Source organism: Pseudomonas sp. MB-090624, assembly GCF_003205245.1.
Lineage (GTDB): Bacteria > Pseudomonadota > Gammaproteobacteria > Pseudomonadales > Pseudomonadaceae > Aquipseudomonas > Aquipseudomonas juntendi.
Genome location: NZ_QJRK01000031.1, coordinates 60,415 through 84,424 on the forward strand (window position 1 = coordinate 60,415; position 24,010 = coordinate 84,424).

Sequence of the window (24,010 nt, forward strand, 5' to 3'; positions counted from 1 at the left end):
GAACCTAAAGCCCTGTGCAGTACCTGTGGGAGCGGGCTCGCCCGCGAAGGGGCCGGGCCTGGGAACAAATGGGTTAGCATGGAAACCGAGCAACCGGAGCCCCCCATGCCTGACGCCACCCGCCACCTGACCCTCGCCAACGGCCTGCAGCTGACCCTGCGCCACGCCCCGCGCCTGAAGCGCTCGGCAGCCGCACTGCGGGTGCACGCGGGCAGCCACGATGCCCCCGCCAAATGGCCCGGCCTGGCGCACTTTCTCGAACACCTGTTCTTTCTCGGTACCTCCCGCTTTGCGCTGAACGATGGCTTGATGCGCTACGTGCAAACCCTCGGCGGCCAAGTCAACGCCAGCACCCGCGGACGTACTACCGACTTTTTCTTCGAAGTGCCACCCAGTGCTTTGGCCGGCGGCCTCGAGCGCCTGTGCCAGATGCTTGCCGAACCCGACCTGGGCAGCGAGCGCCAGCGCCGCGAACGCGAGGTGATTCATGCCGAGTTCATCGCCTGGGCCCGCAACCCGCAGGCCCAGCAGCAGTTCGCCTTGCTGCAAGCGGCCGCGCCTGGCCATCCGCTGGGCGCATTCCATGCCGGCAACCGTTACACCCTGGCCCTGCAGGATCCGCGCTTCCAGCAAGCGCTCGGCGGTTTTCACCGGCGCTTTTACCAGGGCGGGCAGATCACCTTGAACCTGTGCGGCCCACAACCGCTGGATGAGCTGGAGCGAATCGGCCGCCAACATGCCGGGCTATTCGCTGTGGGGCAGCCTGTGGCTCAGGCGCAGCCACCCTGCCTGTCGGCAGCGGCCAACCCGCTGGTGTTCACGCACCAGCAACTCCCAAACGGCGCCGAGCAAGCGCTGGAGCTGCTGACCACTGGCCTTGAAGACAGCCGCCCCGGGACCTGGCTGGGCACCCTGCGTGAGCGTGGCTGGCTGCACAGTTTCAAAGCTGAAACACTGTATGCATTCGCCGGTCAGTTGCTGTGGCACCTCGACCTCAAGCTCAGTGCCAACGCCTGCCCGGACGAAGCCCGCGACCTGCTGCACGGCTGGTTCAGTTTCATGCGCCAAGCCGACCGCCGTTCGTTGAACCAGCAGTTCGGTGCGTTGCAGCGCAGCCGCGCGCACAGCGCAAGCGCACTGGAGCTGGCCCGCCGGGACAGCGCAGGCCGGCCGTTTGCCCAACTGGATGCCCAAGGCCTGCACGCGCTGGATGCGCTGCTTGATGATTTGCCCTGCGCCGAGTGCGGCCATTGGCAATTGCCGCCAGCCGACCCGTTGCTCAGCGCCGAACTGCCCAATGCCAACGCGCAGCCGCTGCCGGCGGCGCTGACCATCAGTGGCCAGCTCCCGGCCTCGCGCCAGTACGCGGCGCTGTACCTGCGCTGGCAGGTGCCTTCGCCCTTGCGCCAGCCGCTGAAACGGGTGCTCGAACAGGCCCTGGCGCCGTTGCAGGAACGCTGTGAACGCGCCTCGGTGCAACTGCAGTTCACCAGTGCCGGCGCTTACTGGCAGCTGCGCTGCGCCGGGCAGCCAGCAGCGGTGCTGCGCACAACGCAACAGGCCTTGGGGTTGCTGCGCGAACCGCCTGCCAGCTGCTGGCAAGCCAGCGCCGCGCAGCCCCCGGCATTGATACCCATCCGCCTGTTGCTGCAGCAACTGCCGGATGCGGTAGCCGGTGGCCTGCCTGAAACAGCGCCGGATTGCTCGCTGGGGCAACAGCACCTCGCTAGCCTGTGGCAGCAATCGCACTGGCATGGCTTGGCTACGGGTTTCGACGCCAGAGCGCTGGGCGCACTGGGTGTTGCCGTGCAGCAGTGCCCCGGCCAAGGTGCGCGGCCTACGCCAGCACCCAGCTGGGCCAGCAAGCGCTGGTACCACGTTAGCGCCCCAGGCAGTGAACATGCCCTGTTGCTGTTTTGCCCACTGCCTGCGGCAGACGAAGCCCGCGGCCGCCTGCTCGCCCAATTACTGCAAGGCCCGGTATACCAAAGGCTGCGAGTGGAACTGCAACTGGGCTACGCGGTATTCAGTGCCTTTCGCCAGATCGAGGGGGTGGGTGGCCTGTTGTTCGGTGTGCAGTCTCCGCACACTGGCCAGGTTCAGGTCCTTGACCACCTGACGGCCCTGCTGCGCCAGGGCGTTACCCTTGACGCCAGGGTTCGCCAGGCCTTGGCCGACCAATTTGCCGAGCCGGCCATGGCCAACACGGAGGTCACCGAGTGGGCATGGCAGACACACCTGGCTACACAACCAGGCCAGCTCGATGGCCTGCGCAGGTCTATCCTGAACACGCGGCAGACGGATCTGGACCAGTTGCTCAGCAACCTGCTCGATACGGGGGCTGTCTGGCTTTGCCTGGCCAACGCTGCCGCGCCAGACACTTCCTGGCAGGGCGAAAGCCCATGATTGTTACGCAAAGTGCAATGGCACTTTTCGAATAATTAACCTTTCGGTACAAATTTTTCTTGTAAGATAGCGCAATCCCAGTTCTGGGAACCTCCTGCGCATGGCGGTACCCAAGTAGTAGCTGAGCAAACCAAAACCCATCCGGAAGGAGTAACTCCATGTGGACCAAACCTGCTTACACTGATCTGCGTATCGGCTTCGAAGTCACCATGTACTTCGCTAACCGCTAAGCCCGGCTTACGGTTCCACGCCTCGGCCTGCCGGGGCGTTTTCGTTTTCAAGATACGGATTTCGCACAGCATAGAGAGTGGCCATGTATATCCAGGTTCTCGGCTCCGCCGCCGGTGGCGGGTTCCCGCAGTGGAACTGCAATTGCGTCAACTGCAAGGGTTACCGTGACGGCACCCTGCGCGCAACGGCGCGCACCCAGTCGTCCATCGCCCTGTCCGACGACGGCGTGCACTGGGTACTGTGCAATGCCTCGCCCGACATCCGCGCGCAGCTGCAAGCCTTTGCGCCCATGCAGCCAGCCCGGGCCCTGCGCGATACCGGCATCAACGCCATCGTGCTGCTGGACAGCCAGATCGACCACACCACCGGGCTGCTCAGCCTGCGCGAAGGCTGCCCGCACCAGGTGTGGTGCACCGACATGGTCCACCAGGACCTGACCACTGGCTTCCCGCTGTTCAACATGCTCAGCCACTGGAACGGTGGGCTGCAGTGGAACCGCATCGAGCTCGAAGGCAGCTTTGTGATCGACGCCTGCCCCAACCTGCGCTTCACGCCCTTCCCGCTGCGCAGCGCCGCACCGCCCTACTCGCCGCACCGCTTCGACCCCCACCCGGGCGACAACCTTGGCTTGCTGGTCGAAGATACCCGTACCAGCGGCAAGCTGTTCTACGCCCCTGGCCTGGGCCAGGTCGATGAAAAGCTGCTGACGATGATGCACGGCGCCGACTGCCTGCTGGTCGACGGCACCTTGTGGGAAGACGATGAAATGCAGCGCCGTGGCGTTGGTACCCGCACCGGGCGCGAGATGGGCCACCTGGCGCAGAACGGCCCCGGCGGCATGCTGGAAGTGCTCGATGGCTTCCCGCGCCAGCGCAAAGTGCTTATCCACATCAACAACACCAACCCGATACTTGATGAAGCATCGCCCGAACGCGCCGAAGTACTGCGCCGGGGCGTGGAAGTGGCCTTCGACGGCATGAGTATCGAGTTGTAAATACAGACGGCCAGACGACACTGAACCCCTGTGGGAGCGGGCATGCCCGCGAAGCAGCCAATACAGTTCATGGCACCGGCTTGGCCGGTGTTCGCGGGCATGCCCGCTCCCACAGGGGTGAGTTGCCAGGCCAGTCAAGCGTTTTACAGGAGCCAGCCGAATGAGCGATGCACTGCCGATGTCCCCTGCCGAGTTCGAGCAGGCCCTGCGCGCCAAGGGCGCCTTTTACCATATCCATCACCCCTATCATGTGGCGATGTACCAAGGCCGGGCCAGCCGCGAGCAGATCCAGGGCTGGGTCGCGAACCGCTTCTACTATCAGGTCAACATCCCCATGAAGGATGCCGCGATCCTGGCCAACTGCCCCGACCGCGAAGTACGCCGCGAGTGGATACAGCGCCTGCTCGACCACGACGGTGCCCCCGGCGAAGACGGCGGTATCGAGGCCTGGCTACGCCTGGGCCAGGCGGTGGGGCTGGACCCCGACCAGTTGCGCTCGCAAGAGCTGGTACTGCCCGGCGTGCGCTTTGCCGTAGACGCCTACGTCAACTTCGCCCGCCGCGCCAGCTGGCAGGAAGCGGCCAGCAGCTCGCTGACCGAACTGTTCGCCCCGCAAATCCACCAGTCGCGCCTGGACAGCTGGCCGCAACACTACCCGTGGATCGACCCGGCCGGCTACGAGTACTTCCGTACCCGCCTGGGCCAGGCCCGGCGTGACGTGGAGCACGGCCTGGCCATTACCCTGCAGCATTACACCACCCGCGCAGGCCAGGAGCGTATGCTGGAAATACTGCAGTTCAAGCTGGATATCCTCTGGAGCATGCTCGACGCCATGAGCATGGCCTACGAGCTGAACCGCCCGCCCTATCACTCCGTCACCCAGGACCGGGTGTGGCACAAGGGGATCACCCTATGAGTTTCGACCGTAACCAAGTGCCGAACTGGCGCCCCGGCTACCGCTTCCAGTACGAACCGGCGCAGAAAGGCCATGTGCTGCTCTACCCTGAAGGCATGATCAAGCTCAATGACAGCGCCAGCCTGATCGGTGGGCTGATCGATGGCCAGCGCGATGTTGCAGCGATCATCAACGAACTCGAACAGCAATTTCCCGGCGTGCCCCAGGTAGCCGAGGACATCGAGCAGTTCATGGAGGTAGCCCGTGCCGAACACTGGATCGTCCTCGCCTGAGTTGCCGCCCACGCCCGCTGTGGGCTTGCCGCTGTGGCTGCTGGCCGAGCTGACCTACCGTTGCCCGCTGCAGTGCCCGTACTGCTCCAACCCGCTGGACTTTGCCGCCCAGGGCCAGGAGCTGAACACCGAACAGTGGTTCAAGGTCATGGCCGAGGCTCGCCAGATGGGCGCCGCGCAAATCGGCTTTTCCGGTGGTGAGCCGCTGGTGCGCCAGGACCTGGCCGAGCTGATTGGCGAGGCCCGCCGGCTGGGTTACTACACCAACCTGATCACCTCCGGCATTGGCCTGAACGAGGCGCGCATCGCCGAATTCAAGGAGGCCGGCCTGGACCATATCCAGATCAGCTTCCAGGCCAGCGACGAGCAGGTCAACAACCTGCTGGCCGGCTCGAAGAAGGCCTTTGCGCAAAAGCTGGAAATGGCCCGCGCAGTGAAGGCACACGGCTACCCGATGGTGCTCAACTTCGTCACCCACCGGCACAACATCGACAAGATCGACCGCATCATCGAGCTGTGCATCGCGCTGGAAGCCGACTTCGTCGAGCTTGCCACCTGCCAGTTCTATGGCTGGGCGCACCTCAACCGGCTTGGCCTGCTGCCAACGCGCACGCAATTGGAGCGTGCCGAGCGCATCACCAACGAGTACCGCGCAAAACTCAAGGCCGAAGGCAACCCGTGCAAGCTGATCTTCGTCACCCCGGACTACTACGAAGAGCGCCCCAAGGCCTGCATGAATGGCTGGGGCAACCTGTTCCTCACCATCACACCTGACGGTACTGCACTGCCCTGCCATGGCGCCCGCCAGCTGCCGGTGCAGTTCCCTAATGTGCGTGAGCACGACCTGCACCACATCTGGTACGAGTCGTTCGGCTTCAACCGCTTCCGTGGCTACGAGTGGATGCGCGAACCGTGCCGCTCCTGCGACGAAAAGGAAAAGGACTTCGGCGGCTGCCGCTGCCAGGCCTTCATGCTGACCGGCGACGCCCGCAACGCCGACCCGGTGTGCGCCAAGTCGGCCGACCACGGCATCATTCTCAAGGCCCGCGAGGAGGCCGAAAGCGCCCAGCTCGCCATTGAACAGATGACCTTCCGCAATGAACGTAACTCCCGTGTCATCGCCCGCGGCTGAATTCAGCGCGGCCCAGGCCGTGGCCGCCGGCACCGACTTTGCCGAACTCAAGGTCAGTGCCGACGGGCTGTTCTGGCTGGAATTCCGCCCAGCCGATGGGGCTTGCCGCATCTGGCACTGGTTGTACTGCCAGGCCCGCTGCCTGACCCCGGATGGCTTCAGCGTGCGCAGCCGGGTCTACGAGTATGGCGGTGGGAGTTTCTGCCTGGGCGCCGACGGGTTGGTGTTCGTCAACGAGCAGGACCAGCAGGTCTACACCCAGCCGCTGGACGACCTGGAACCGCGGGCCCTGACGCAGAATGCCAACTGCCGCTATGGCGATGTGCAATGGCACGACGGCCAGGTACTGGCGGTTGAAGAACGCCACGCCGACCAGGTCGAACATCGCCTGGTCGCGCTGCGCGACGGCGGCTGCGAAGTGCTTGCCGAAGGCGCCGACTTCTATGCTGCACCGACGGTGAGTGGCGACGGCCAGCGCCTGGCGTGGATCGAATGGGACCGCCCGGCACAGCCATGGACCGTGACCCGGTTGATGTGCCGCATGCGCGATGCCAGTGGCCACTGGTTACCCGCGCAGTGCGTGGCGGCAGCCGAGGAATCGCTGCAGCAGCCGCGCTTCGATGGCGAAGGCCGGCTGTACTGCCTGTCCGACCGCAATGGGTTCTGGCAACCCTGGGGCGAAGTCGATGGCCAGTGGCAGGCGATGCCTGCCGAGCAGGCAGACCACGCGGCGGCCCCCTGGCAGCTGGGCACCTGCACCTGGTTGCCATTGGGCCCACACAGCTACCTGGCCAGCTGGTTCGAAAACGGCTTCGGCCAACTGGGGGTGCGCGGGGCCGATGGCCGCACCGAGCGCTTCGCCAGTGCCTACACCCGCTTTCGCAACCTGGCCATAGACAGCGACCACCTCTATGCCATCGCCGCCTCGCCCATCAGCCCGCCGGCGGTGATTGCCATCGACCGCAGCAACCACGAGGTTCGCGTGCTGGCCGGTGGGGCCGAAGTGCTGCCAGCCGACCACGTCAGCCTGCCACAGGCGTTCCACTACGCCAGTGACGGTGAGCAGGCGCATGGTTTCTTCTACCCGGCGGCACGTTCGAAGGGGGCCGCACCGCTGGTGGTGTTCATCCACGGTGGCCCGACATCGGCCTGCTACCCGGTGCTCGACCCGCGCATCCAGTACTGGACCCAGCGCGGCTTTGCCGTGGCCGACCTGAACTACCGGGGCAGCACCGGCTATGGCCGGGCGTACCGCCAGGCACTGCACCTGCGCTGGGGTGAGAGCGATGTGGCCGACGCCTGTGCAGCGGTCCGGCACCTGGCAGCACAGGGCCTGGTCGACCCACGCAAGGCGTTCATCCGCGGCGGCAGCGCGGGGGGCTATACCACGCTCTGCGCCTTGGCGTTCCATGACGTGTTCCGTGCCGGTGCCAGCCTGTACGGGGTCAGCGACCCGATAGCGCTAGGGCGTGCCACGCACAAGTTCGAGGGTGATTACCTGGACTGGCTGATTGGCGACCCCGCCCTGGATGCCGAGCGCTACCGCCAACGCACGCCGCTGCTGCATGCAGGGCAGATCAGGGTGCCGGTAATCTTCTTCCAGGGCGAGCTGGATGCGGTGGTGGTGCCAGAGCAGACCCGGTCGATGCTGGCGGCGTTGCAGGCCAACGGGATCGAGGCGCACGGGCACTTCTACGCGGGCGAGCGGCATGGGTTCCGCAAGGCGCAGAACCTGGCGCACGCGCTGGAAGAAGAGTGGAAGTTCTATTGCCGGGTGTTGGAAGGCTGACCCTGGGGGCTGCTTCGCAGCCCAATCGCCGGCAAGCCAGCTCCCACGGGGATCGCATCAGGGCTGATAGGTGTTTGTCACAAGATATGCAGCGCCTGTGAGATCGAGCGCCGCCCGCGCGGCGCATCGCGAGCTGCGCTCGCTCCTACGTTTGTTTCGGGCCAATTATTCCTGTGGGATTCGCGCGCGAACGCCTTGGTGCATGCCTCAATATCGCGCCGTACAAACAAGGCGGCCGCGCGCGCCTGTCACAGGCGTTACTGGCCCGAAACAAACGTAGGAGCGAGCGCAGCTCGCGATTGCGCCGCGCGGGCGGCGCTCGATCTCACAGGCGCTGAAGATGCTCCGGCTACCCTTGCCAGGAACCATAGAATCTCCCACCTCGACCGCATCAGCCTCAAGCCATGTGCAGACCTGTGCTGGCTTGCCGGCGATTGGGCTGCAAGGCAGCCCCTTGACTCAACTGCCTTCGCCCGCCATGCGCCGCTCATGCTGGAATTTCCAGCGCACATACAGCAGCCCGGCAATGAACAGCCCCAGGCTGACCAGCACTTCAACCCAGCCAAACACCGCCCGCGCCGGGTCGAAGGCTGCCAGCACGCCCTTGATGAAGTAGATATTCACCACGAAGCAGGTCCAGGCATGCGCCCGGGCGCTGCCCAGCAGCATGCCCGGCAGCAGCAATAGCAGCGGCACCAGTTCGATCGCCAGGATCACCTCGACCCGAGCCCCATGCAGGTTGGCGAACCACAGGTTGTTCACCACCAGCAGGGCAATCAGGCCAAAGAAAAACGCCAGGCTAAGCGCCCGCGTCAGGCGTAAGCGCGGTGCCAGCCAGGCCAGCGGCGGCAACACCTTGGGCTTCCTAGCCACGCGCGGCCTCCAGGGCCTTGGCGGTGCTCGCCAGGCGTTGGCCAAGGGCGCGGCACAGGGCGATCTCGTGCGGGTCGAGTTCACGCTTGCCGTCTGCCCCGGCATGGTGGCTGGCGCCATAAGGGGTGCCACCACCGCGGGTTTCCAGCAGTGCCGATTCGCTGTAGGGCAGGCCCATTACCAGCATGCCGTGGTGCATCAGCGGCAGCATCATCGACAGCAGCGTGGTTTCCTGGCCACCGTGCAGGCTGGCGGTAGACGTGAACACACCGGCGGGCTTGCCTACCAGTTCACCGCCCAGCCACAGACTGCTGGTGCCATCGAGGAAGTACTTGAGCGGCGCCGCCATGTTGCCGAAGCGGGTTGGGCTACCCAGCACCAGGCCGGCGCAGTGGCGCAGGTCGTCGAGGGTGGCGTACAGCGCGCCGCTGGCCGGAATGTCCGGGGCCACGGCTTCGCATTCGGTGGAAATCGCCGGCACCGTGCGCAGGCGCGCTTCCATGCCGGCCAGCTCGATGCCGCGGGCGATGTGCCTGGCCATTTCGCTGGTTGCACCATGGCGGCTGTAGTAAAGCACCAGGATGTAGGGTTGGCTCACGGCAGGATCTCCAGCACTTTCTCTGGTGGGCGACCGATCACCGCCTTGTCACCGGCAACCAGGATCGGCCGCTCGATCAGCTTGGGGTGCTGGACCATGGCCTCGATCAGCTGTGCATCGGTCAGTGCAGGGTCGGCCAGGTTCAATGCCTTGTATTCATCCTCACCCGTGCGCAGCAGCTGCCGTGGGGCCAGGCCCAGCTTGCCGAGCAAGGTCTTGAGGGTGGCGGCGTCTGGCGGGGTCTCGAGGTAGCGCACGATGATCGGGGTTAGGCCACGGGCTTCGAGCAGTTCCAGCGCGCCGCGGGATTTTGAGCAGCGCGGGTTATGATAGAGCGTGAGGTCAGTCATGTGGGGTCGCATCCAGCTGGTTGTGGCGGCTATTCTAACCGCAGCGACTGACCAGTTTGCTTTAAAACTCGAGAAGGATTGACCCATGGCAAGGCGTCTGGCAGCAGTACTGGCCATCACCGCGAGCCTGATGCTCGGTGGTTGCGGTGCCGATTATGGCGTAGACCAGCACGGCAATACGGTTAAGGCCGAACAGATCGACGGGCACTGGCTGGTGCTCAATTACTGGGCGGAATGGTGCGGGCCGTGCCGTACCGAAATCCCGGAACTCAATACCGCGGCCAAGCAGTGGGCGGCCGAGGGTATCAAGGTGGTGGGGGTGAATTTCGATGGTTTGCAGGGCCAGGACCTGAAGCAGGCCGCCGAAACCCTGGGCATCGGGTTCACCGTACTGGCCCAGGACCCGGCCGAGCGCTATGACCTGCCGCGCAGCGAGGCGTTGCCGGTAACCTACATCATCGATGACAAGGGCAAGGTGCGTGAGCAGTTGCTGGGCGAACAGACCCTCGAAGGGCTGCAGGCCAAGATCAAGGCCCTGAAGCAGGGGTGACAAGCTGCAAGCGACAAGCTACAAGCGACAAGCGACAAGCGACAAGCTACAAGTTTCAAGCTACAAGAAAAGCAGGCCGGTGCTAGGAGCTGCTTTTTCTTGAAGCTTGAAGCTTGAAGCTTGAAGCTTGCAGCTTGCAGCTTGCAGCTTGCAGCTTGCAGCTTGCAGCTTGCAGCTTGCAGCTCGCAGCTTGCAGCTGCGCTCAGCCTTCTTCAGGCCAGAAGCGCAGCGGCTTGCCCTCGGCCGGCCAGAAGCGCAGTTGCTCGATGGGCGACACATCCCAGCGCTGCACCGTTTCCAGCGCCTGCAGGAAGCGTTTTTCCTGCTCCATCAGCGCCGGCGCACACAGCTTGCGGGTCTTGCCGACCTTGCCGAAGCTCAGGTGCTGGCCGTCCAGCGTGTAGGGTGCAAACCAGTGGTTGCAGCCGGCATTGCCATAGGCACGGCCATCACTGGCCAAGGTCAGGGTCAGGTGGCTGTAGTCGATCAACGGGCGCTCACCAATCCACTCCAGCACATAGCTGCGCTCCTGCTGCAACTTCGAAGGTTGCGCAGCGCAGCCGAGCAGGCCGGTGGCAATCAGCGCGCCGGTCAGCAGATTCTTCACTCGGCGCTCTCCTGGCAACGCGGGCACACATGCTTGTCGCCACGGCTGGCCCAGCCCAGTTCGGCGACACGTGCGCTGGCTGCAGGCTGGCGGGCTTGCTTGCCCAGCTTGGCGTCTACGGCGAACTCGAAGTCCAGGGCGGCGTCACAGTGGTCGCACTCAACCTTCCAGTTGAGGATTTCCAGCTCGTTGAACACCGGGCCACTGGCCACGGCAACCCACTGGCCGCGCGGGTTGATCAGGTGGCGCACGCTCTCCACGGTCAGGCGCATGGCCAGGTCCTTGCTGCCCTTGAGGGTCACCAGCAGGGTATCGCCTTTGTGCATCGAACCGCCGTTGCCAGTGACCTGATAGCGGCCTGGCACCAGGGCGCGGCACTCGATCAGGGTGTGTTGCGGGTTGAAAAGGGTATAGCGGAAATCGTGCTCGACCATGGGTCCTCCAGAAATGCCGCGTATCCTAGCATTAACCCATGACCAGATTCTGTGGATTGCCTGCCGCCCAGCAGTTGATGTTGTCCAGCGTGGTAGTGGCGATCGCAGCCAGCGCCTCGCGGGTCAGGAACGCCTGATGTGCGGTGATGATGACATTTGGAAAGGTCAGCAGGCGCGCCAGCACATCGTCTTGCAGCGGCTGGTCGGAGCGGTCCTCGAAGAACAGCTGGGCTTCCTCTTCATAGACATCCAGCCCCAGGTAGCCGAGCTGGCCGCTTTTCAGCGCGTCGATCAGTGCCGGGGTGTCGACCAGTGCGCCGCGGCCGGTGTTGATCAGCATGGCGCCATGCTGAACTTCGGCCAGGCTCCGGGCGTTGATCAGGTGCCGGGTGTGTTCGGTCAACGGGCAGTGCAGGCTGATGATGCGCGCTTCGCGTAGCAGTTCGGGCAGTGGCAGGTAGCGCGCGCCGAGGGCCAGCAGTTCCGGGTTGGGGTAGGGGTCGTAGGCCAGCAACTGACAGCCGAAACCGGCCATGATGCGGGCGAAGGCTGCGCCGATCTGGCCGGTACCCACTACCCCGACCGTTTTGCCATGCAGGTCGAAGCCGGTCAGGCCATGCAGGGTAAAGTCCCCTTCACGGGTGCGGTTGTAGGCCCGGTGCAGGCGCCGGTTGAGCGCCAGGATCAGCGCCACGGCGTGCTCCGCCACCGCGTGCGGTGAGTAGGCGGGTACGCGCACCACGGCCAGGCCCAGGCGTTGCGCAGCGGCCAGGTCGACGTGGTTGTAGCCGGCCGAACGCAGGGCGATCAGGCGCGTGCCGCCGTCGGCCAGGCGCTGCAGCACCGAGGCGTCCAGTTCGTCATTGATGAAGGCGCAGACAATCTCGTAGCCGTCGGCCAGCGCTGCGGTGTCGAGGCTCAGGCGGGCAGGCTGGAAATGCAGGTCCAGGGGGTTACCGCTGGCGGCTCGGGTGAAGCTTTCCTGGTCGTAATGCTGGCTGCTGAACACTAGCGCGCGCATGGTCAGGGTTCCTTTGTCGGGCGTGTCCGGGGTAGCTGTTGGCAGTGAGTTCAAGCGCTCGACCGCGCCTGGGCTGCCAGGCGGCTGATCGCGGCATCCAGTTCATCCAGTGCCTGCTGGGCCTGCGGGCTTTCCTGCTTGAGCAAGGTTTCACTGCGCTGGCACGCCGCGCGCAACTGCGGCACGCCGCAATAGCGTGAAGCCCCGTTCAGGCGGTGTACCTGTTCGATCAGGCCCTCATGGTCATTGGCCAGGCGCGCGGCGCGGATGGCTTCGCGGTCGGCCTCCAGCGAGGCCAGCAGCATGTTCAGCATATCGGCGGCAAGGTCCGCTTTCCCGGCTGCCAGGCGTAGGCCTTCTTGCGGGTCGAGCACCTTGAGTTCATCGCCGTTGCCGGTGGTTTCAGCCGGCGCCTGCTGCGGCGTGCCCAGGCTGAGACCGGTCCATTTCATCACCACCTGTGCCAGTTGCCGTTCACTGATCGGCTTGGTCAGGTAGTCATCCATGCCGCCGTGCAGCAATGCGCGTTTCTCGTTGGCCATGGCATGGGCGGTGAGGGCGACGATGGGCAATGGGTTGCCACTTTGGGTGTTTTCCCAGCGGCGAATCTGTTCGGTACAGGCGCGGCCGTCCATGCCGGGCATCTGCACATCCATCAGCACCAGGTCGAAGGGTTCCTGCTGCACGGCCTGCAGTGCCGCATAGCCATTGTCGACCGCCAGTACTTCGGCACCCAGGTCCTCGAGCAGCGTCTGCACCAGCAGCAAATTTGCAGGGTTGTCGTCGACACACAGTATTTTCGGCCGCCGCGGGCCGTTGCGGCTGTTCACCTCGCCCTGCAGGCGGCGGGGCTGGACCAGCTCCAGCAGCAGCCGGCGCAATTTGCGCGTGCAGGTAGGCTTGGACAGCAACTGGCCATGGCCATTGGGCAGGAAGGGGTGGTACAGCGCCTGCTCGGTGGTCGGGCACAGCACCACGCACTGGCAATGGTAGCGTTCGAGCTGTTGATGGTAGCGGCCCAGTTGTTCTGGCGACAGGTTGCCCAGGTTGGCGCCCAGCACCGCCAGCTCGAATGGCTGCCCGGCCTGGCTGGCGGCCTGCACGGCTTGCAGCAACTGGTCGTAGGTGGCGAACAGGCTGACACTCAGGCCACAGTCTTGCAGCTGGTGCTCCAGGGCCTGCCGGGCCAGTTCATGGTTATCGACGATGGCGGCACGGCGGCCCAGCAGCGCTTGCAGCGGTAGTTCTTCGATGTCGTCGTGCGCCTTGGGCAGGTTCAGGCTGATCCAGAACTGCGAGCCCTCGCCCGGGGTGCTGTCGACGCCGATTTCGCCACCCATCTGCTCGATCAGGCGCTTGGAAATCACCAGGCCCAGGCCGGTACCACCTGGCTGCCGGGCCAGCGAGTTATCGGCCTGGCTGAAAGCCTGGAACAGTGTACGCACGTCCTGCGGTGACAGGCCGATGCCGGTATCCTGCACGCTGATGCGCAGTTGGGCATGATCCTCATGCTCATCGTCGAGCATGGCGCGCACGACAATGGTGCCCTCGCGGGTGAACTTGATGGCGTTGCTGACCAGGTTGGTGAGGATCTGCTTGAGCCGCAGCGGGTCACCGACCAGCGACGTGGGCGTGTCGCGGTAGACCAGGCTGAGCAGTTCCAGTTGCTTGGCATGGGCGGCCGGGGCCAGAATGGTCAGGGTGTCCTGGATCAGGTCGCGCAGGTTGAACGGGATGCTGTCCAGCACCAGCTTGCCGGCCTCGATCTTGGAGAAGTCGAGAATTTCGTTGATGATGCCCAGCAGGTTGTCGGCAGACTTTTCGATGGTGCTCAGGTAGTCCAGCTGGCGCGGGGTCATCTCGCTTTTCTGCAGCAGGTGGGTAAAGCCGAGAATGCCGTTGAGCGGGGTGCGGATCTCATGGCTCATGTTGGCCAGGAACTCCGACTTGATGCGGCTGGCCTCCAGTGCCTCCTTGCGCGCCATGTCCAGTTCGATGTTCTGGATTTCGATGGTTTCCAGGTTCTGGCGCACGTCTTCGGTGGCCTGGTCGATGCTGTGCTGCAGTTCTTCATGGGCGTTGTGCAGGGTTTCGGCCATGCGGTTGATGCCGCGCGCCAGTTCGTCCAGCTCATGGCTGCCCATGGTCGGCAGGCGCTCTTCGAGGTGGCCGTCCTTGAGCTGGTTGACCGCGTGCTTGATACGTTCGATGGGGTCGTTGATCGAGCGGCCCATGCGCAATGCCAGCAGGCCGCTTAGCACCAGGCAGGCGAGGATCAGCAGCAGGCTGGTGAACAGGTTGCGGTAGCCGCGCAGCAGGGTGCCATCGTGGGACAGCTCGATCTCGACCCAGCCCAGCAGCCGCTCGGCTTCGGCAGGCACGGCCTCGGTGGCCAGGTCCCGGTGGTGGCCGAACACGGGCATCAGGTAGCGGGTGGCGTCATTGCCGCTGCGCTGCAGCAACTGGGTGCCGGTGCCGCCGCTGGGTGGCTGGTTGAGCATGCTCGGCCCGGCATGGGCCAGGCGCGTGCGGTCCGGCGCCAGGAAGGCAACCGAGCGCACGTCGCTCTGCTCCAGGGTTTGCGCGGCGATGCGCTCCAGCTGCGCAGGCGCCAACCGGGCCATGGCCGGGGCGGCCAGCGGCGCCAGCTGTTCGGCGATCATCTTGCCGCGCTGCAGTAACTGGGTGCGCAGGTCGTTTTGTTGCAGCCAGGTGAAATAACTGCCCAGCACCAGCGCCATCAGGCCTGCCGGTAACAGTGCCAGCAGCAGAACCCGGCTGCGGATTCCCAAACGATCGAGCACACTCGCCTCCTGTGATGTGCCTGGCCACCGTCAGTGGTGACGGCCAAGACGCGACGTTACTCTGCCTGGCACGCCATTGCATCTGTTTAGTCGGTGTTTTGCGCCGATCCTGCAGCACGGGTCGTATCGCGGTTGCCTGGCAGGGCGCACATACACAATAATCGCGTAATTGAGAATGCATGGCAGTTGCCAATGAGTCCTGTAGCTATTCACAACCCCAATGTCCTCGCCATCGAGGACGACCCAGTGCTGGGCGCCTACCTGCATGAAGAGCTGCAGCGCGGTGGCTTCCACGTCACCTGGTGCCGCAGTGGCCTGGAGGGCCTGGAAACGGCAGGCCGCCAGGTCTTCGACGTGGTGCTCATGGATATTCTGCTGCCTGGGTTGAATGGTCTGGATGCGCTGGCCCAGTTGCGCCAGCGCAGTACCACACCGGTGATTCTGATGTCGGCGCTGGGCGCCGAGGCAGACCGCATCAGCGGCTTTCAGCGCGGGGCCGACGACTACCTGCCCAAACCCTTCAGCATGGCTGAGCTGCAAGTGCGCATTGAAGCGATCCTGCGCCGTGTAGCGTTCGAACGCCGCTACCAGGCGCCGCAGCCGCCGGCAGAGGCGGGCGCGCTGCACTTCGACGAGGGCCTGTGCGATGTGCGCCTTGATGGCCGTCTGGCCGGGCTGACCCCCAGCGAGTTTCGCCTGCTCGACACCCTTTACCGCAACCAGGAGGAAGTGCTGAGCAAGGCGTTCCTGTACCAGCAGGTGTTGCAACGCGGCTATTCGCGGCACGACCGCAGCCTGGACATGCATGTCAGCCAGATCCGCCGCAAGCTCAAGGGCATCGGTTATCAGGGGTTGCAGATCCGCACCGTATGGGGCAAGGGCTACGTGTTCGGCGTGGGTGAGGCGCAGTAGCATGCTCGACCGCCATTCGCTGTTCTGGAAACTGGCCATCCTGCTGGTTGGCTTCTGCCTGCTGATGATCGGCCTCAGCTACACCTGGGGCCAGCGCATGGAGCTGCAGAACGCCTTCTTGTCGGAGCCGGCGCGCCAGACCTTGCGCGGCTATGCCAGCGAGGCCGAGCAGGCCTGGCGCAGCGGTGGTCGGGCCGGGCTGGACCAGTGGGTGGCGGCGATGCACCAGCGTGAACATGGCTGGGTGGGTGTGCTCGATATCAACCTGAAACCGCTCGACAGCGCGGTCCTCAACCCGCAGATCATGCAGCGCCTGACCCGCCTGCGTGGGGTCGACTGGCCGATGAGCCGGCGCAGCGTCGAGCAGCCGTGGCTACGTATCCCGTTCCCCGGTGCGCCCGAGCAGGGCATGCTGGTGATCGAACTGCCCAAGCGCTTCAACCCGGACCAGCACCGCGTGCTGTGGCGCATCATCACCAATGGCATCATCCCGGGCCTGTTCACCTTGCTGCTGTGCGTGGGCCTGTACCGCATGCTGATCGTGCCGTTGAACCAACTGCGCGAGCAGGCCCGGGCCTGGCGTGCCGACCAGCTTTCGGCTCGCCTTGATTCGCGGCTCATCGCCCGGCACGACGAGCTGGGGGAACTGGCCCGCGCCTTCGACCAGATGGCCGAGCGGCTCCAGGGCACCGTCACCCTGCAACAACAGCTGCTGCGCGACTTGTCCCATGAAATGCGCACCCCCCTGAGCCGTTTGCGCGTGGCTTGCGACGGGGAAACCGATCTGCAACGCCTGCGCGAGCGCCTTGGTCGGGAACTGGACGGCATGCAGCAACTGGTCGAGGCAACCCTGCAACTGGCCTGGCAGGACGCCGAGCGTGCGCCGATGAACCTGGAGCCGATCGAGGTTCAGGCCTTGTGGGACCTGCTGGCCGAGAATGCCTGCTATGAAAGTGGCTGGGCGCCCACGCGGCTGCGTTGCGAAGTACCAGACGGTTGCTGGGTGCAGGGTAACCTCAACCACTTGGCCCAGGCGCTGGAGAACCTGCTGCGCAATGCCATTCGGTATTCGCCGGCCGACGGTGTCGTGCGCTTGGGTGGGCAACGTGAAGGTGGCTACTGGTGCCTGTGGCTGGAAGACGAGGGCGGTGGCGTGGGCGACGATGAGCTGGAGCGGATTTTCGCGCCGTTCTTGCGCCTGGACGGTTCGCGGCCCGGCGTGGGTGGCTTTGGCCTGGGGCTGAGCATTGCCCGCAGCGCCATCCAGCGCCAGGGTGGCACGCTGTGGGCGCAGAACGGCAAGCGCGGGTTACGCCTGTGCATGAGGTTGCCGGTGCAGCAGCCCCCATCATATAGCCTGTAGCTATATCCACTACAGATTGCGTGATATGGCGGGGAAGGGTTTGCCGGTATGATAGGCGCCCCTGCCGTCCGGATTGTGAAATACACCATGACCTTGCAGTACCCAACCATCGCCGATTGCGTCGGCAATACGCCACTGGTTCGCCTGCAGCGCATTGCTGGCCAAACCAGCAATACCCTCCTGCTCAAGCTCGAAGGTAACAATCCCGCCGGCTCGGTGAAGGACCGCCCGGCCCTGTCGATGATCACCCGCGCCGAGTTGCGTGGCCAGATCAAGCCCGGTGACACCCTGATCGAAGCCACCTCCGGCAACACCGGCATCGCCTTGGCGATGGCAGCGGCGATCAAGGGCTACAAGATGATCCTGATCATGCCGGACAACTCCACCGCTGAGCGAAAGGCGGCCATGACCGCCTACGGCGCCGAGCTGATTCTGGTGACCAAGGAAGAGGGCATGGAAGGTGCCCGCGACCTGGCCGAGAAGCTGCAGCGTGAAGGCCGCGGCCTGGTGCTGGACCAGTTCGCCAACGGTGACAACCCGGTTGCCCACTACAACAGCACTGGCCCGGAAATCTGGCAGCAGACACAGGGCAGCGTCACCCATTTCGTCAGCTCCATGGGGACCACCGGCACCATCATGGGCTGCTCGCAGTACCTGAAGGAGCAAAACCCGGCGGTGCAGATCATCGGCCTGCAACCGATGGAAGGTTCGGCCATCCCGGGTATCCGCCGTTGGCCGCAGGAGTACCTGCCGAAGATCTTCGACGCCACGCGCGTAGACCGCGTGGTCGACATGTCGCAGCAGGAAGCCGAAGACACCACCCGCCGCCTTGCCCGCGAAGAGGGCATTTTCTGCGGCGTGTCTTCCGGTGGTGCGGTTGCCGCCATGCTGCGCCTGTCCCGTGAGGTGGAGCATGCAGTAATGGTGGCGATCATTTGCGACCGCGGTGACCGTTACCTGTCCACCGGCCTGTTCGATCCCAGCTAAATGACCAAGAAAAAAACCAACAGCGGCCTGCGCTTCCAGCCGGCCGGCGGTAGCCGCAGCCCCCAGGTCCCCGTGGGCAAGAAGCAGCGCCTGGACATCGAGCGCCTGGCCGGCGACGGCCGTGGCATTGCCTTCCATGAAGGGCGTACCTGGTTCGTCAGTGGCGCCCTGGCCGGTGAGGCTGTGGAAGCGCGGGTGCTCAATGCGCGCGGCAAGGTGGTCGAGGCCCGCCTGGAGCGTGTGCTGCAGGCCAGCCCCGAGCGCCGTGAAGCCCCCTGTCGCCATTACAGCCGCTGTGGTGGCTGCACCCTGCAGCACCTGCCGCACGAGGCGCAACTGGCGCTGAAGCAGCGGACCTTGGCCGAACAACTGCAACGGGTGGCCGGTGTGCAGCCCGACGCCTGGGCGCCGCCGCTCAGCGGGCCAGCGTTCGGCTACCGGCGCCGTGCTCGCGTGGCGGTGCGCTGGGACGTCAAGGCGCGTGAACTGCACGTCGGCTTCCGTGCCGAAGCCAGCCAGGACATCATCGCCATCGACGATTGCCCGGTGCTGGTACAGCCCTTGCAGTCGATTCTGCGCCACCTGCCGACGGTGCTGCGTTCGCTGGAAAAACCGCAGGCCCTGGGCCATGTGGAGCTGTTCAGCGGCTCTGCCGAAGCGCTGCTGGTGCGCCATGTGGCGCCATTGCCGGCGCAGGACCTGGCCCGGTTACAGGCGTTCTGCGAGCAGGCCAACGCGCAGTTATGGCTGCAAGGCGAAGGTGAACCGGCGCCCGTCGAACCTGCGGCGCCATTGGGCTTTGCCCTGGCGCCGTGGCAGCTTGAGCTGGCCTGGCGCCCTGGCGACTTCGTGCAGGTCAACGCCCAGGTCAATACGGCGATGATCGAGCAGGCGCTGGCCTGGCTTGCGCCGCAGGCCGATGAGCGGGTGCTCGACCTGTTCTGCGGCCTGGGCAACTTCGCCCTGCCGCTGGCACGCCTGGCGCGTGAAGTGGTAGCAGTGGAAGGTGTGCAGGCCATGGTCGATCGGGCCGCGGCCAATGCCAGAAACAACAATGTGCATAACGCACGGTTTTTTCAGGCCGATTTATCGCAGCCATTGGCCGGCACCGGATGGGCCGCCGAGGGCTTTTCTGCGGTACTCTTGGACCCACCGCGGGACGGTGCTTACGAGGTGGTGCAAGGCATCGCCCGCCTCAAGGCCAGCAGGCTGGTCTATGTATCGTGCAACCCGGCCACACTGGCGCGAGACGCCCAGGTGCTGGCCGGCCAGGGGTACCGGTTAACACGGGCCGGGATTCTCGACATGTTTCCTCAAACGGCGCATGTCGAGGCCATGGCGTTATTCGAAGCGGGCTAGCTGACTGGCCCCTTGGTGCGGCCGCCACGGAAGGGTGGCTGTACGGTGATCGCCAGCGCCGCCGTGAGTGCAGCGCTGTATGGAAAGGTAAAACAAGATGGTACAGGTGAGAGTGCACCAGCCGGTCAACACGGACGGCAGTATCAATCTCGATGCATGGCTGGATCATGTGGTAAGTGTCGATTCGGCACTGGATCGCGCAGCGCTGAAAGAAGCCTGCGAGTTTGCTCACGAGGTCGAAAAAAAGGGCAACCCCGCCAAGCATTCCTGGGCGGACGGCACGTCCAGCTTTCAGGCAGGGCTGGAAATTGCAGAAATCCTCGCCGACCTCAAGCTCGACCAGGATTCGCTGGTGGCCGCGGTCATCTACCGTTCGGTGCGCGAGGGGAAGGTCACGCTGGCCGAGGTCAGCCAGCGCTTTGGGCCGGTGGTCTCGAAGCTGATCGACGGCGTGCTGCGCATGGCCGCCATCAGCGCCAGCCTCAGCCCGCGGCAGTCGCTGGTGTTGGGCTCGCAGGCGCAGGTCGAAAACCTGCGCAAGATGCTTGTGGCCATGGTCGATGACGTACGCGTGGCGCTGATCAAGTTGGCCGAGCGGACCTGCGCCATCCGTGCGGTCAAGGCGGCCGACGATGAGAAACGCCTGCGCGTCGCGCGTGAGGTGTTCGACATCTATGCGCCGTTGGCGCACCGCCTGGGTATCGGCCATATCAAGTGGGAACTGGAGGACTTGTCCTTCCGCTACCTGGAGCCCGAGCAGTACAAACAGATCGCCAAGTTGCTGCACGAGCGCCGGCTGGACCGCGAACGGTTCATCAGCGACGTGATGAACCAGCTGCAGAACGAACTGCTGGCCACCGGGGTGAAAGCCGACATCAGCGGCCGGGCAAAACACATTTATTCGATCTGGCGCAAGATGAAGCGCAAAGGCCTGGAATTCAGCCAGATCTACGATGTGCGCGCAGTGCGTGTGCTGGTGCCGGAAATTCGCGACTGCTATACCGCACTGGGTATCGTCCACACCTTGTGGCGGCACATCCCCAAAGAGTTCGACGACTACATCGCCAACCCCAAGGAGAACGGCTATCGCTCGTTGCACACGGCGGTAATCGGGCCTGAGGGCAAGGTGCTGGAAGTGCAGATCCGTACCCACGGCATGCACGAGGAAGCCGAGCTTGGCGTGTGCGCGCACTGGCGCTACAAAGGCACCGACGTCAAGCCAAGCTCCAACCACTACGAAGAAAAGATCTCCTGGCTGCGCCAGGTGCTGGAATGGCACGAAGAGCTGGGCGACATCGGTGGCCTGGCCGAGCAACTGCGGGTCGACATCGAGCCGGACCGGGTTTATGTGTTCACCCCGGACGGGCATGCCATCGACCTGCCCAAGGGTGCGACACCGCTGGACTTCGCCTACCGCGTGCACACCGAAATCGGCCACAACTGCCGCGGCGCCAAGATCAACGGCCGGATCGTGCCGCTGAACTACAGCCTGCAGACGGGCGAGCAGGTCGAGATCATCACCAGCAAGCACGGCAACCCGAGCCGTGACTGGTTGAACTCCAACCTGGGCTATGTCACCACGTCGCGGGCCCGGGCCAAGATCGTGCACTGGTTCAAGCTGCAGGCGCGCGACCAGAACGTGGCCGCCGGCAAGACCTTGCTCGAACGGGAGCTCAGCCGCCTGGGCCTGCCGCAGGTGGACTTCGAGCGCCTGGCGGAGAAAACCAACGTCAAGACCGCCGAAGACATGTTCGCTTCGCTCGGTGCTGGCGACCTGCGCCTGGCGCACCTGGTCAACGCTGCCCAGCAGTTGCTGGAGCCCGAGCGCATCGAGCAGATCGAACTGGTGCCGCGCAAGCCTGCCGGGCCGCGATCCGGCAAGCGTGGCGACATCCAGATCCAGGGGGTTGGCAACCTGCTGACGCAGATGGCCGGCTGCTGCCAGCCACTGCCGGGCGATGCCATCGTCGGTTACATCACGCAAGGCCGTGGCGTGAGCATTCACCGCCAGGATTGCGCCTCGGTGCTGCAACTGGCAGGCAAGGAACCGGAGCGCATGATCCAGGTGAGCTGGGGGCCGATACCGGTGCAGACCTACCCGGTCGACATCGTCATCCGTGCCTACGACCGCCCGGGGTTGCTGCGCGATGTGTCGCAGGTGCTGCTGAACGAGAAGATCAACGTGCTGGCGGTGAACACCCGCTCGAACAAGGAAGACAACACCGCGCTGATGTCGCTGACCATCGAAATTCCAGGCCTGGACGCGCTGGGGCGGTTGTTGGGGCGCATCTCGCAGTTGCCGAACATCATCGAGACGCGGCGTAACCGTACCCCTTGAGACCGCGGCGCCTGCTTCGCGGGCTTGCCCGCTCCCACAGGTACGGTGCAGTTTTCGAAACCTGCATCCACCCTGTGGCAGCGGGCAAGCCCGCGAAGAAGCCACCACCGAAGGACCTGCCTCAATGACCTACACCCTCGAAGACCTGCTGCACCTCATGGCCCGCCTGCGCGACCCGCAGTACGGTTGCCCATGGGACCTGCAGCAGAACTACGCGAGCATCGTCCCGCATACCCTCGAAGAGGCCTACGAAGTCGCCGACACCATCGAGCGCGGTGACTTCGAGCACCTGCAGGGTGAGCTGGGCGACTTGCTGTTTCAGGTGGTCTACTACAGCCAGCTGGCCAGGGAGGAGGGGCGTTTCGAGTTCGATGGCGTGGTCGACAGCATCACCCGCAAGCTCATTCGGCGCCACCCGCATGTGTTCCCCACGGGTGAGCTGTATGCGCCGCTGGACACCCCCCGCTTGAGCGAGGCCCAGGTCAAGTCGCGCTGGGAAGAAATCAAGGCCCAGGAACGGGCGGAAAAAAGCCTGCCTGAGCAGTTGTCCCTGCTCGACGACGTACCCACGACCTTGCCGGCGCTGTCGCGGGCGGCCAAACTGCAAAAGCGTGCGGCCACGGTCGGCTTCGACTGGCCTGCGGCGCTCCCGGTGCTGGATAAAGTCCGCGAGGAGCTGGACGAAGTGCTGCAGGCCATGGCCGAGGGTGATGCCGATGCGCTCGAAGATGAGGTCGGTGACCTGCTGTTCGCGGTCGTGAACCTGGCGCGCCACCTCAAGCAAGACCCGGAACATGCCCTGCGCCGCGCCAATCGCAAGTTCGAGCGGCGTTTCCGCTTTATCGAACAGGCATTGCGCGACAGCGGTCGCCCTATTGAAGCGTGTAACCTTGACGAGCTGGACGCCCTGTGGGGTGAAGCCAAGCGTCAGGAAAAGAACCTGCCCAGCTGCGGCTGAGCTGTTGCATAAGTGAGTGAACATTCATGAGCCTTTCCCTTCGCGACCAATTGCTCAAAGCCGGTCTGGTCAACCAGAAACAGGTCTCGCAGACCAACAAAGCTGAAAAGAAACAGAAGCGCATGGAGCACAAAGGCCAGGTCGACGTCGACGACAGCCAGCAGCGTCTGGCCAAGGAAGCCATGGCCGAAAAGGTCAAGCGCGACCAGGAGCTGAACCGCCAGCAGCAGGAAAAGGCGGAGCAGAAGGCCCGTGCCGCACAGATCAAGCAACTGATCGAAGCCACGCGCCTGCCCAAGCTGAGCACGGAGGACTATTACAACTTCGTTGACGACAAGAAGGTCAAGCGTATCGCCGTCAACGCGCTGATGCGTACCAAGCTGAGCAACGGTGCGCTGGCGGTGGTGGCCCATGCCGGCGGTTACGAGGTGATCCCGCGCGAAGCAGCGGTGAAGATCCAGGAACGCGACCCCAGCCGTATCCTGTTGCTGAACACCCATGTTGAGGAAGCGGACGAAGATGACCCGTACGCGGCCTACAAGATCCCTGACGATCTGATGTGGTAAAAACGAAAAACCCCGCTTCGGCGGGGTTTTTCATGACGAATGGGGTCATTGCGTGGTGCGCTGGTTTTCCAGGTTCTCGAGCTCTGCCCGGTACTGGTGGGCCTCGTGTTCATTGTGGAACATACCGACCAGTTGGCCTTGTTGGTGCACATCCCAGATGCGTACGCCAGCGGCCACGCCTTCGTGGGACATTTTCGATTCGTCGCGTTCGGTTACTTGGACTGTCATCGTTAAACTCCACTTCTTGAGAGGGCTGCGACACTCTGTCGCACACCTTCTTTATAGAGTTTGTTAGCAGCCTAAGTAAATAAAACGGGCATGAAACAAGTTTCATGAAGGCTCAAAGGTGTAGTGCCTAGGCTGGCCCTATCGCCGGCAAGCCAGCTCCCACAGGGAACGCCTGGAGCCTGAGCCTTGCATAGAACCTGTGGGAGATTCTATGGTTCCTGGCAAGGGTAGCCGGAGCATCTTCAGCGCCTGTGAGATCGAGCGCCGCCCGCGCGGCGCAATCGCGAGCTGCGCTCGCTCCTACGTTTGTTTCGGGCCAGTA

General features: G+C 64.3%; 23 protein-coding genes. 15 read left to right on the forward strand and 8 right to left on the reverse strand.

Annotated elements, in window-relative coordinates:
• Positions 1-105: 105 nt before the first annotated feature.
• The 7 genes from pqqF to DMX12_RS17830 all read left to right on the forward strand — a co-directional run bounded on the left by pqqF (position 106) and on the right by DMX12_RS17830 (position 7,740).
• Complete coding sequence (pqqF, locus tag DMX12_RS17795; RefSeq protein WP_110679032.1) at positions 106-2,406, forward strand: pyrroloquinoline quinone biosynthesis protein PqqF; 2,301 nt, start codon at positions 106-108, stop codon at positions 2,404-2,406.
• A 158-nt stretch (positions 2,407-2,564) separates the two neighbouring features.
• Positions 2,565-2,636 (forward strand): pyrroloquinoline quinone precursor peptide PqqA, encoded by a 72-nt coding sequence (gene pqqA, locus DMX12_RS17800; protein WP_003243383.1) that lies wholly within the window; start codon positions 2,565-2,567, stop codon positions 2,634-2,636.
• Positions 2,637-2,719: 83 nt separating this feature from the next.
• Positions 2,720-3,631: a pyrroloquinoline quinone biosynthesis protein PqqB gene (gene pqqB, locus DMX12_RS17805; RefSeq protein WP_110679033.1), complete on the forward strand. Its 912-nt coding sequence runs from the start codon at positions 2,720-2,722 to the stop codon at positions 3,629-3,631.
• A gap of 160 nt (positions 3,632-3,791) precedes the next feature.
• The gene (gene pqqC, locus DMX12_RS17815; RefSeq protein ID WP_009682812.1) at positions 3,792-4,547 is read left to right on the forward strand and encodes a pyrroloquinoline-quinone synthase PqqC; all 756 of its coding nucleotides are present in this window, start codon (positions 3,792-3,794) and stop codon (positions 4,545-4,547) included.
• Positions 4,544-4,819: a pyrroloquinoline quinone biosynthesis peptide chaperone PqqD gene (gene pqqD, locus DMX12_RS17820; RefSeq protein ID WP_009682813.1), complete on the forward strand. Its 276-nt coding sequence runs from the start codon at positions 4,544-4,546 to the stop codon at positions 4,817-4,819. Before pqqC ends, pqqD begins: the two co-directional genes overlap by 4 nt.
• A complete protein-coding gene (gene pqqE, locus DMX12_RS17825) occupies positions 4,791-5,951 on the forward strand; it encodes a pyrroloquinoline quinone biosynthesis protein PqqE (protein WP_110679034.1) in 1,161 nt (386 codons plus the stop codon). The genes pqqD and pqqE overlap by 29 nt, the downstream gene beginning before the upstream one ends.
• Positions 5,917-7,740 (forward strand): S9 family peptidase, encoded by a 1,824-nt coding sequence (locus tag DMX12_RS17830; protein WP_110679035.1) that lies wholly within the window; start codon positions 5,917-5,919, stop codon positions 7,738-7,740. The genes pqqE and DMX12_RS17830 overlap by 35 nt, the downstream gene beginning before the upstream one ends.
• 459 nt (positions 7,741-8,199) lie before the next feature.
• On the opposite strand, the gene DMX12_RS17835 is transcribed toward DMX12_RS17830, so the two are convergent.
• Genes DMX12_RS17835 through arsC form a run of 3 tightly spaced genes read right to left on the reverse strand, consistent with a single transcriptional unit; the run spans position 8,200 to position 9,561 of the window.
• On the reverse strand, positions 8,200-8,613 hold the full coding sequence (locus DMX12_RS17835; RefSeq protein WP_029887454.1) for a DUF2069 domain-containing protein: 414 nt from the start codon (positions 8,611-8,613) through the stop codon (positions 8,200-8,202).
• Entirely contained in the window at positions 8,606-9,211 is a 606-nt protein-coding gene (wrbA, locus tag DMX12_RS17840) for an NAD(P)H:quinone oxidoreductase (protein WP_029887453.1), read from the reverse strand. The genes DMX12_RS17835 and wrbA overlap by 8 nt, the downstream gene beginning before the upstream one ends.
• On the reverse strand, positions 9,208-9,561 hold the full coding sequence (gene arsC, locus DMX12_RS17845; protein WP_110679036.1) for an arsenate reductase (glutaredoxin): 354 nt from the start codon (positions 9,559-9,561) through the stop codon (positions 9,208-9,210). The genes wrbA and arsC overlap by 4 nt, the downstream gene beginning before the upstream one ends.
• Before the next feature lie 85 nt (positions 9,562-9,646).
• On the opposite strand from arsC, the gene DMX12_RS17850 reads away from it, so the two are divergent.
• On the forward strand, positions 9,647-10,111 hold the full coding sequence (locus tag DMX12_RS17850) for a TlpA disulfide reductase family protein (protein ID WP_110679037.1): 465 nt from the start codon (positions 9,647-9,649) through the stop codon (positions 10,109-10,111).
• 202 nt (positions 10,112-10,313) lie between these two features.
• Here the strand turns inward: DMX12_RS17850 and DMX12_RS17860 are convergent, their stop codons facing one another.
• From DMX12_RS17860 to DMX12_RS17875, 4 genes are read right to left on the reverse strand one after another with little or no spacing between them, the layout of a single operon-like run.
• Entirely contained in the window at positions 10,314-10,718 is a 405-nt protein-coding gene (locus DMX12_RS17860) for an META domain-containing protein (RefSeq protein ID WP_110679039.1), read from the reverse strand.
• Positions 10,715-11,152: a hypothetical protein gene (locus DMX12_RS17865; RefSeq protein WP_110679040.1), complete on the reverse strand. Its 438-nt coding sequence runs from the start codon at positions 11,150-11,152 to the stop codon at positions 10,715-10,717. Before DMX12_RS17865 ends, DMX12_RS17860 begins: the two co-directional genes overlap by 4 nt.
• A 31-nt stretch (positions 11,153-11,183) precedes the next feature.
• On the reverse strand, positions 11,184-12,173 hold the full coding sequence (locus DMX12_RS17870) for a 2-hydroxyacid dehydrogenase (RefSeq protein WP_110679041.1): 990 nt from the start codon (positions 12,171-12,173) through the stop codon (positions 11,184-11,186).
• A gap of 50 nt (positions 12,174-12,223) precedes the next feature.
• Positions 12,224-14,977 carry a response regulator gene (locus DMX12_RS17875; RefSeq protein WP_110679042.1) on the reverse strand — a complete coding sequence of 918 codons (2,754 nt, stop codon included), beginning with the start codon at positions 14,975-14,977 and terminating at the stop codon, positions 12,224-12,226.
• Positions 14,978-15,169: 192 nt separating this feature from the next.
• Between DMX12_RS17875 and DMX12_RS17880 the strand changes: the two genes are divergently transcribed.
• From DMX12_RS17880 to DMX12_RS17910, 7 genes are all read left to right on the forward strand, one after another.
• A complete protein-coding gene (locus DMX12_RS17880; protein WP_110679043.1) occupies positions 15,170-15,889 on the forward strand; it encodes a response regulator transcription factor in 720 nt (239 codons plus the stop codon).
• Position 15,890: 1 nt separating this feature from the next.
• Positions 15,891-17,252 (forward strand): sensor histidine kinase, encoded by a 1,362-nt coding sequence (locus DMX12_RS17885; protein ID WP_110679044.1) that lies wholly within the window; start codon positions 15,891-15,893, stop codon positions 17,250-17,252.
• An 87-nt stretch (positions 17,253-17,339) separates the two neighbouring features.
• Positions 17,340-18,239 (forward strand): cysteine synthase CysM, encoded by a 900-nt coding sequence (gene cysM, locus DMX12_RS17890; protein ID WP_033690658.1) that lies wholly within the window; start codon positions 17,340-17,342, stop codon positions 18,237-18,239.
• A complete protein-coding gene (gene rlmD / locus DMX12_RS17895) occupies positions 18,240-19,598 on the forward strand; it encodes a 23S rRNA (uracil(1939)-C(5))-methyltransferase RlmD (RefSeq protein ID WP_110679045.1) in 1,359 nt (452 codons plus the stop codon).
• Positions 19,599-19,695: 97 nt separating this feature from the next.
• Positions 19,696-21,936, forward strand: a complete 2,241-nt coding sequence (relA, locus tag DMX12_RS17900) for a GTP diphosphokinase (RefSeq protein WP_009684292.1) — start codon at positions 19,696-19,698, stop codon at positions 21,934-21,936.
• Between the two features lie 124 nt (positions 21,937-22,060).
• A complete protein-coding gene (mazG, locus tag DMX12_RS17905) occupies positions 22,061-22,894 on the forward strand; it encodes a nucleoside triphosphate pyrophosphohydrolase (RefSeq protein WP_110679046.1) in 834 nt (277 codons plus the stop codon).
• A gap of 26 nt (positions 22,895-22,920) precedes the next feature.
• Positions 22,921-23,460 carry a DUF2058 domain-containing protein gene (locus DMX12_RS17910; RefSeq protein ID WP_009684294.1) on the forward strand — a complete coding sequence of 180 codons (540 nt, stop codon included), beginning with the start codon at positions 22,921-22,923 and terminating at the stop codon, positions 23,458-23,460.
• 45 nt (positions 23,461-23,505) lie between these two features.
• On the opposite strand, the gene DMX12_RS17915 is transcribed toward DMX12_RS17910, so the two are convergent.
• Positions 23,506-23,688: a hypothetical protein gene (locus tag DMX12_RS17915; RefSeq protein WP_029886605.1), complete on the reverse strand. Its 183-nt coding sequence runs from the start codon at positions 23,686-23,688 to the stop codon at positions 23,506-23,508.
• Positions 23,689-24,010: the final 322 nt, after the last annotated feature.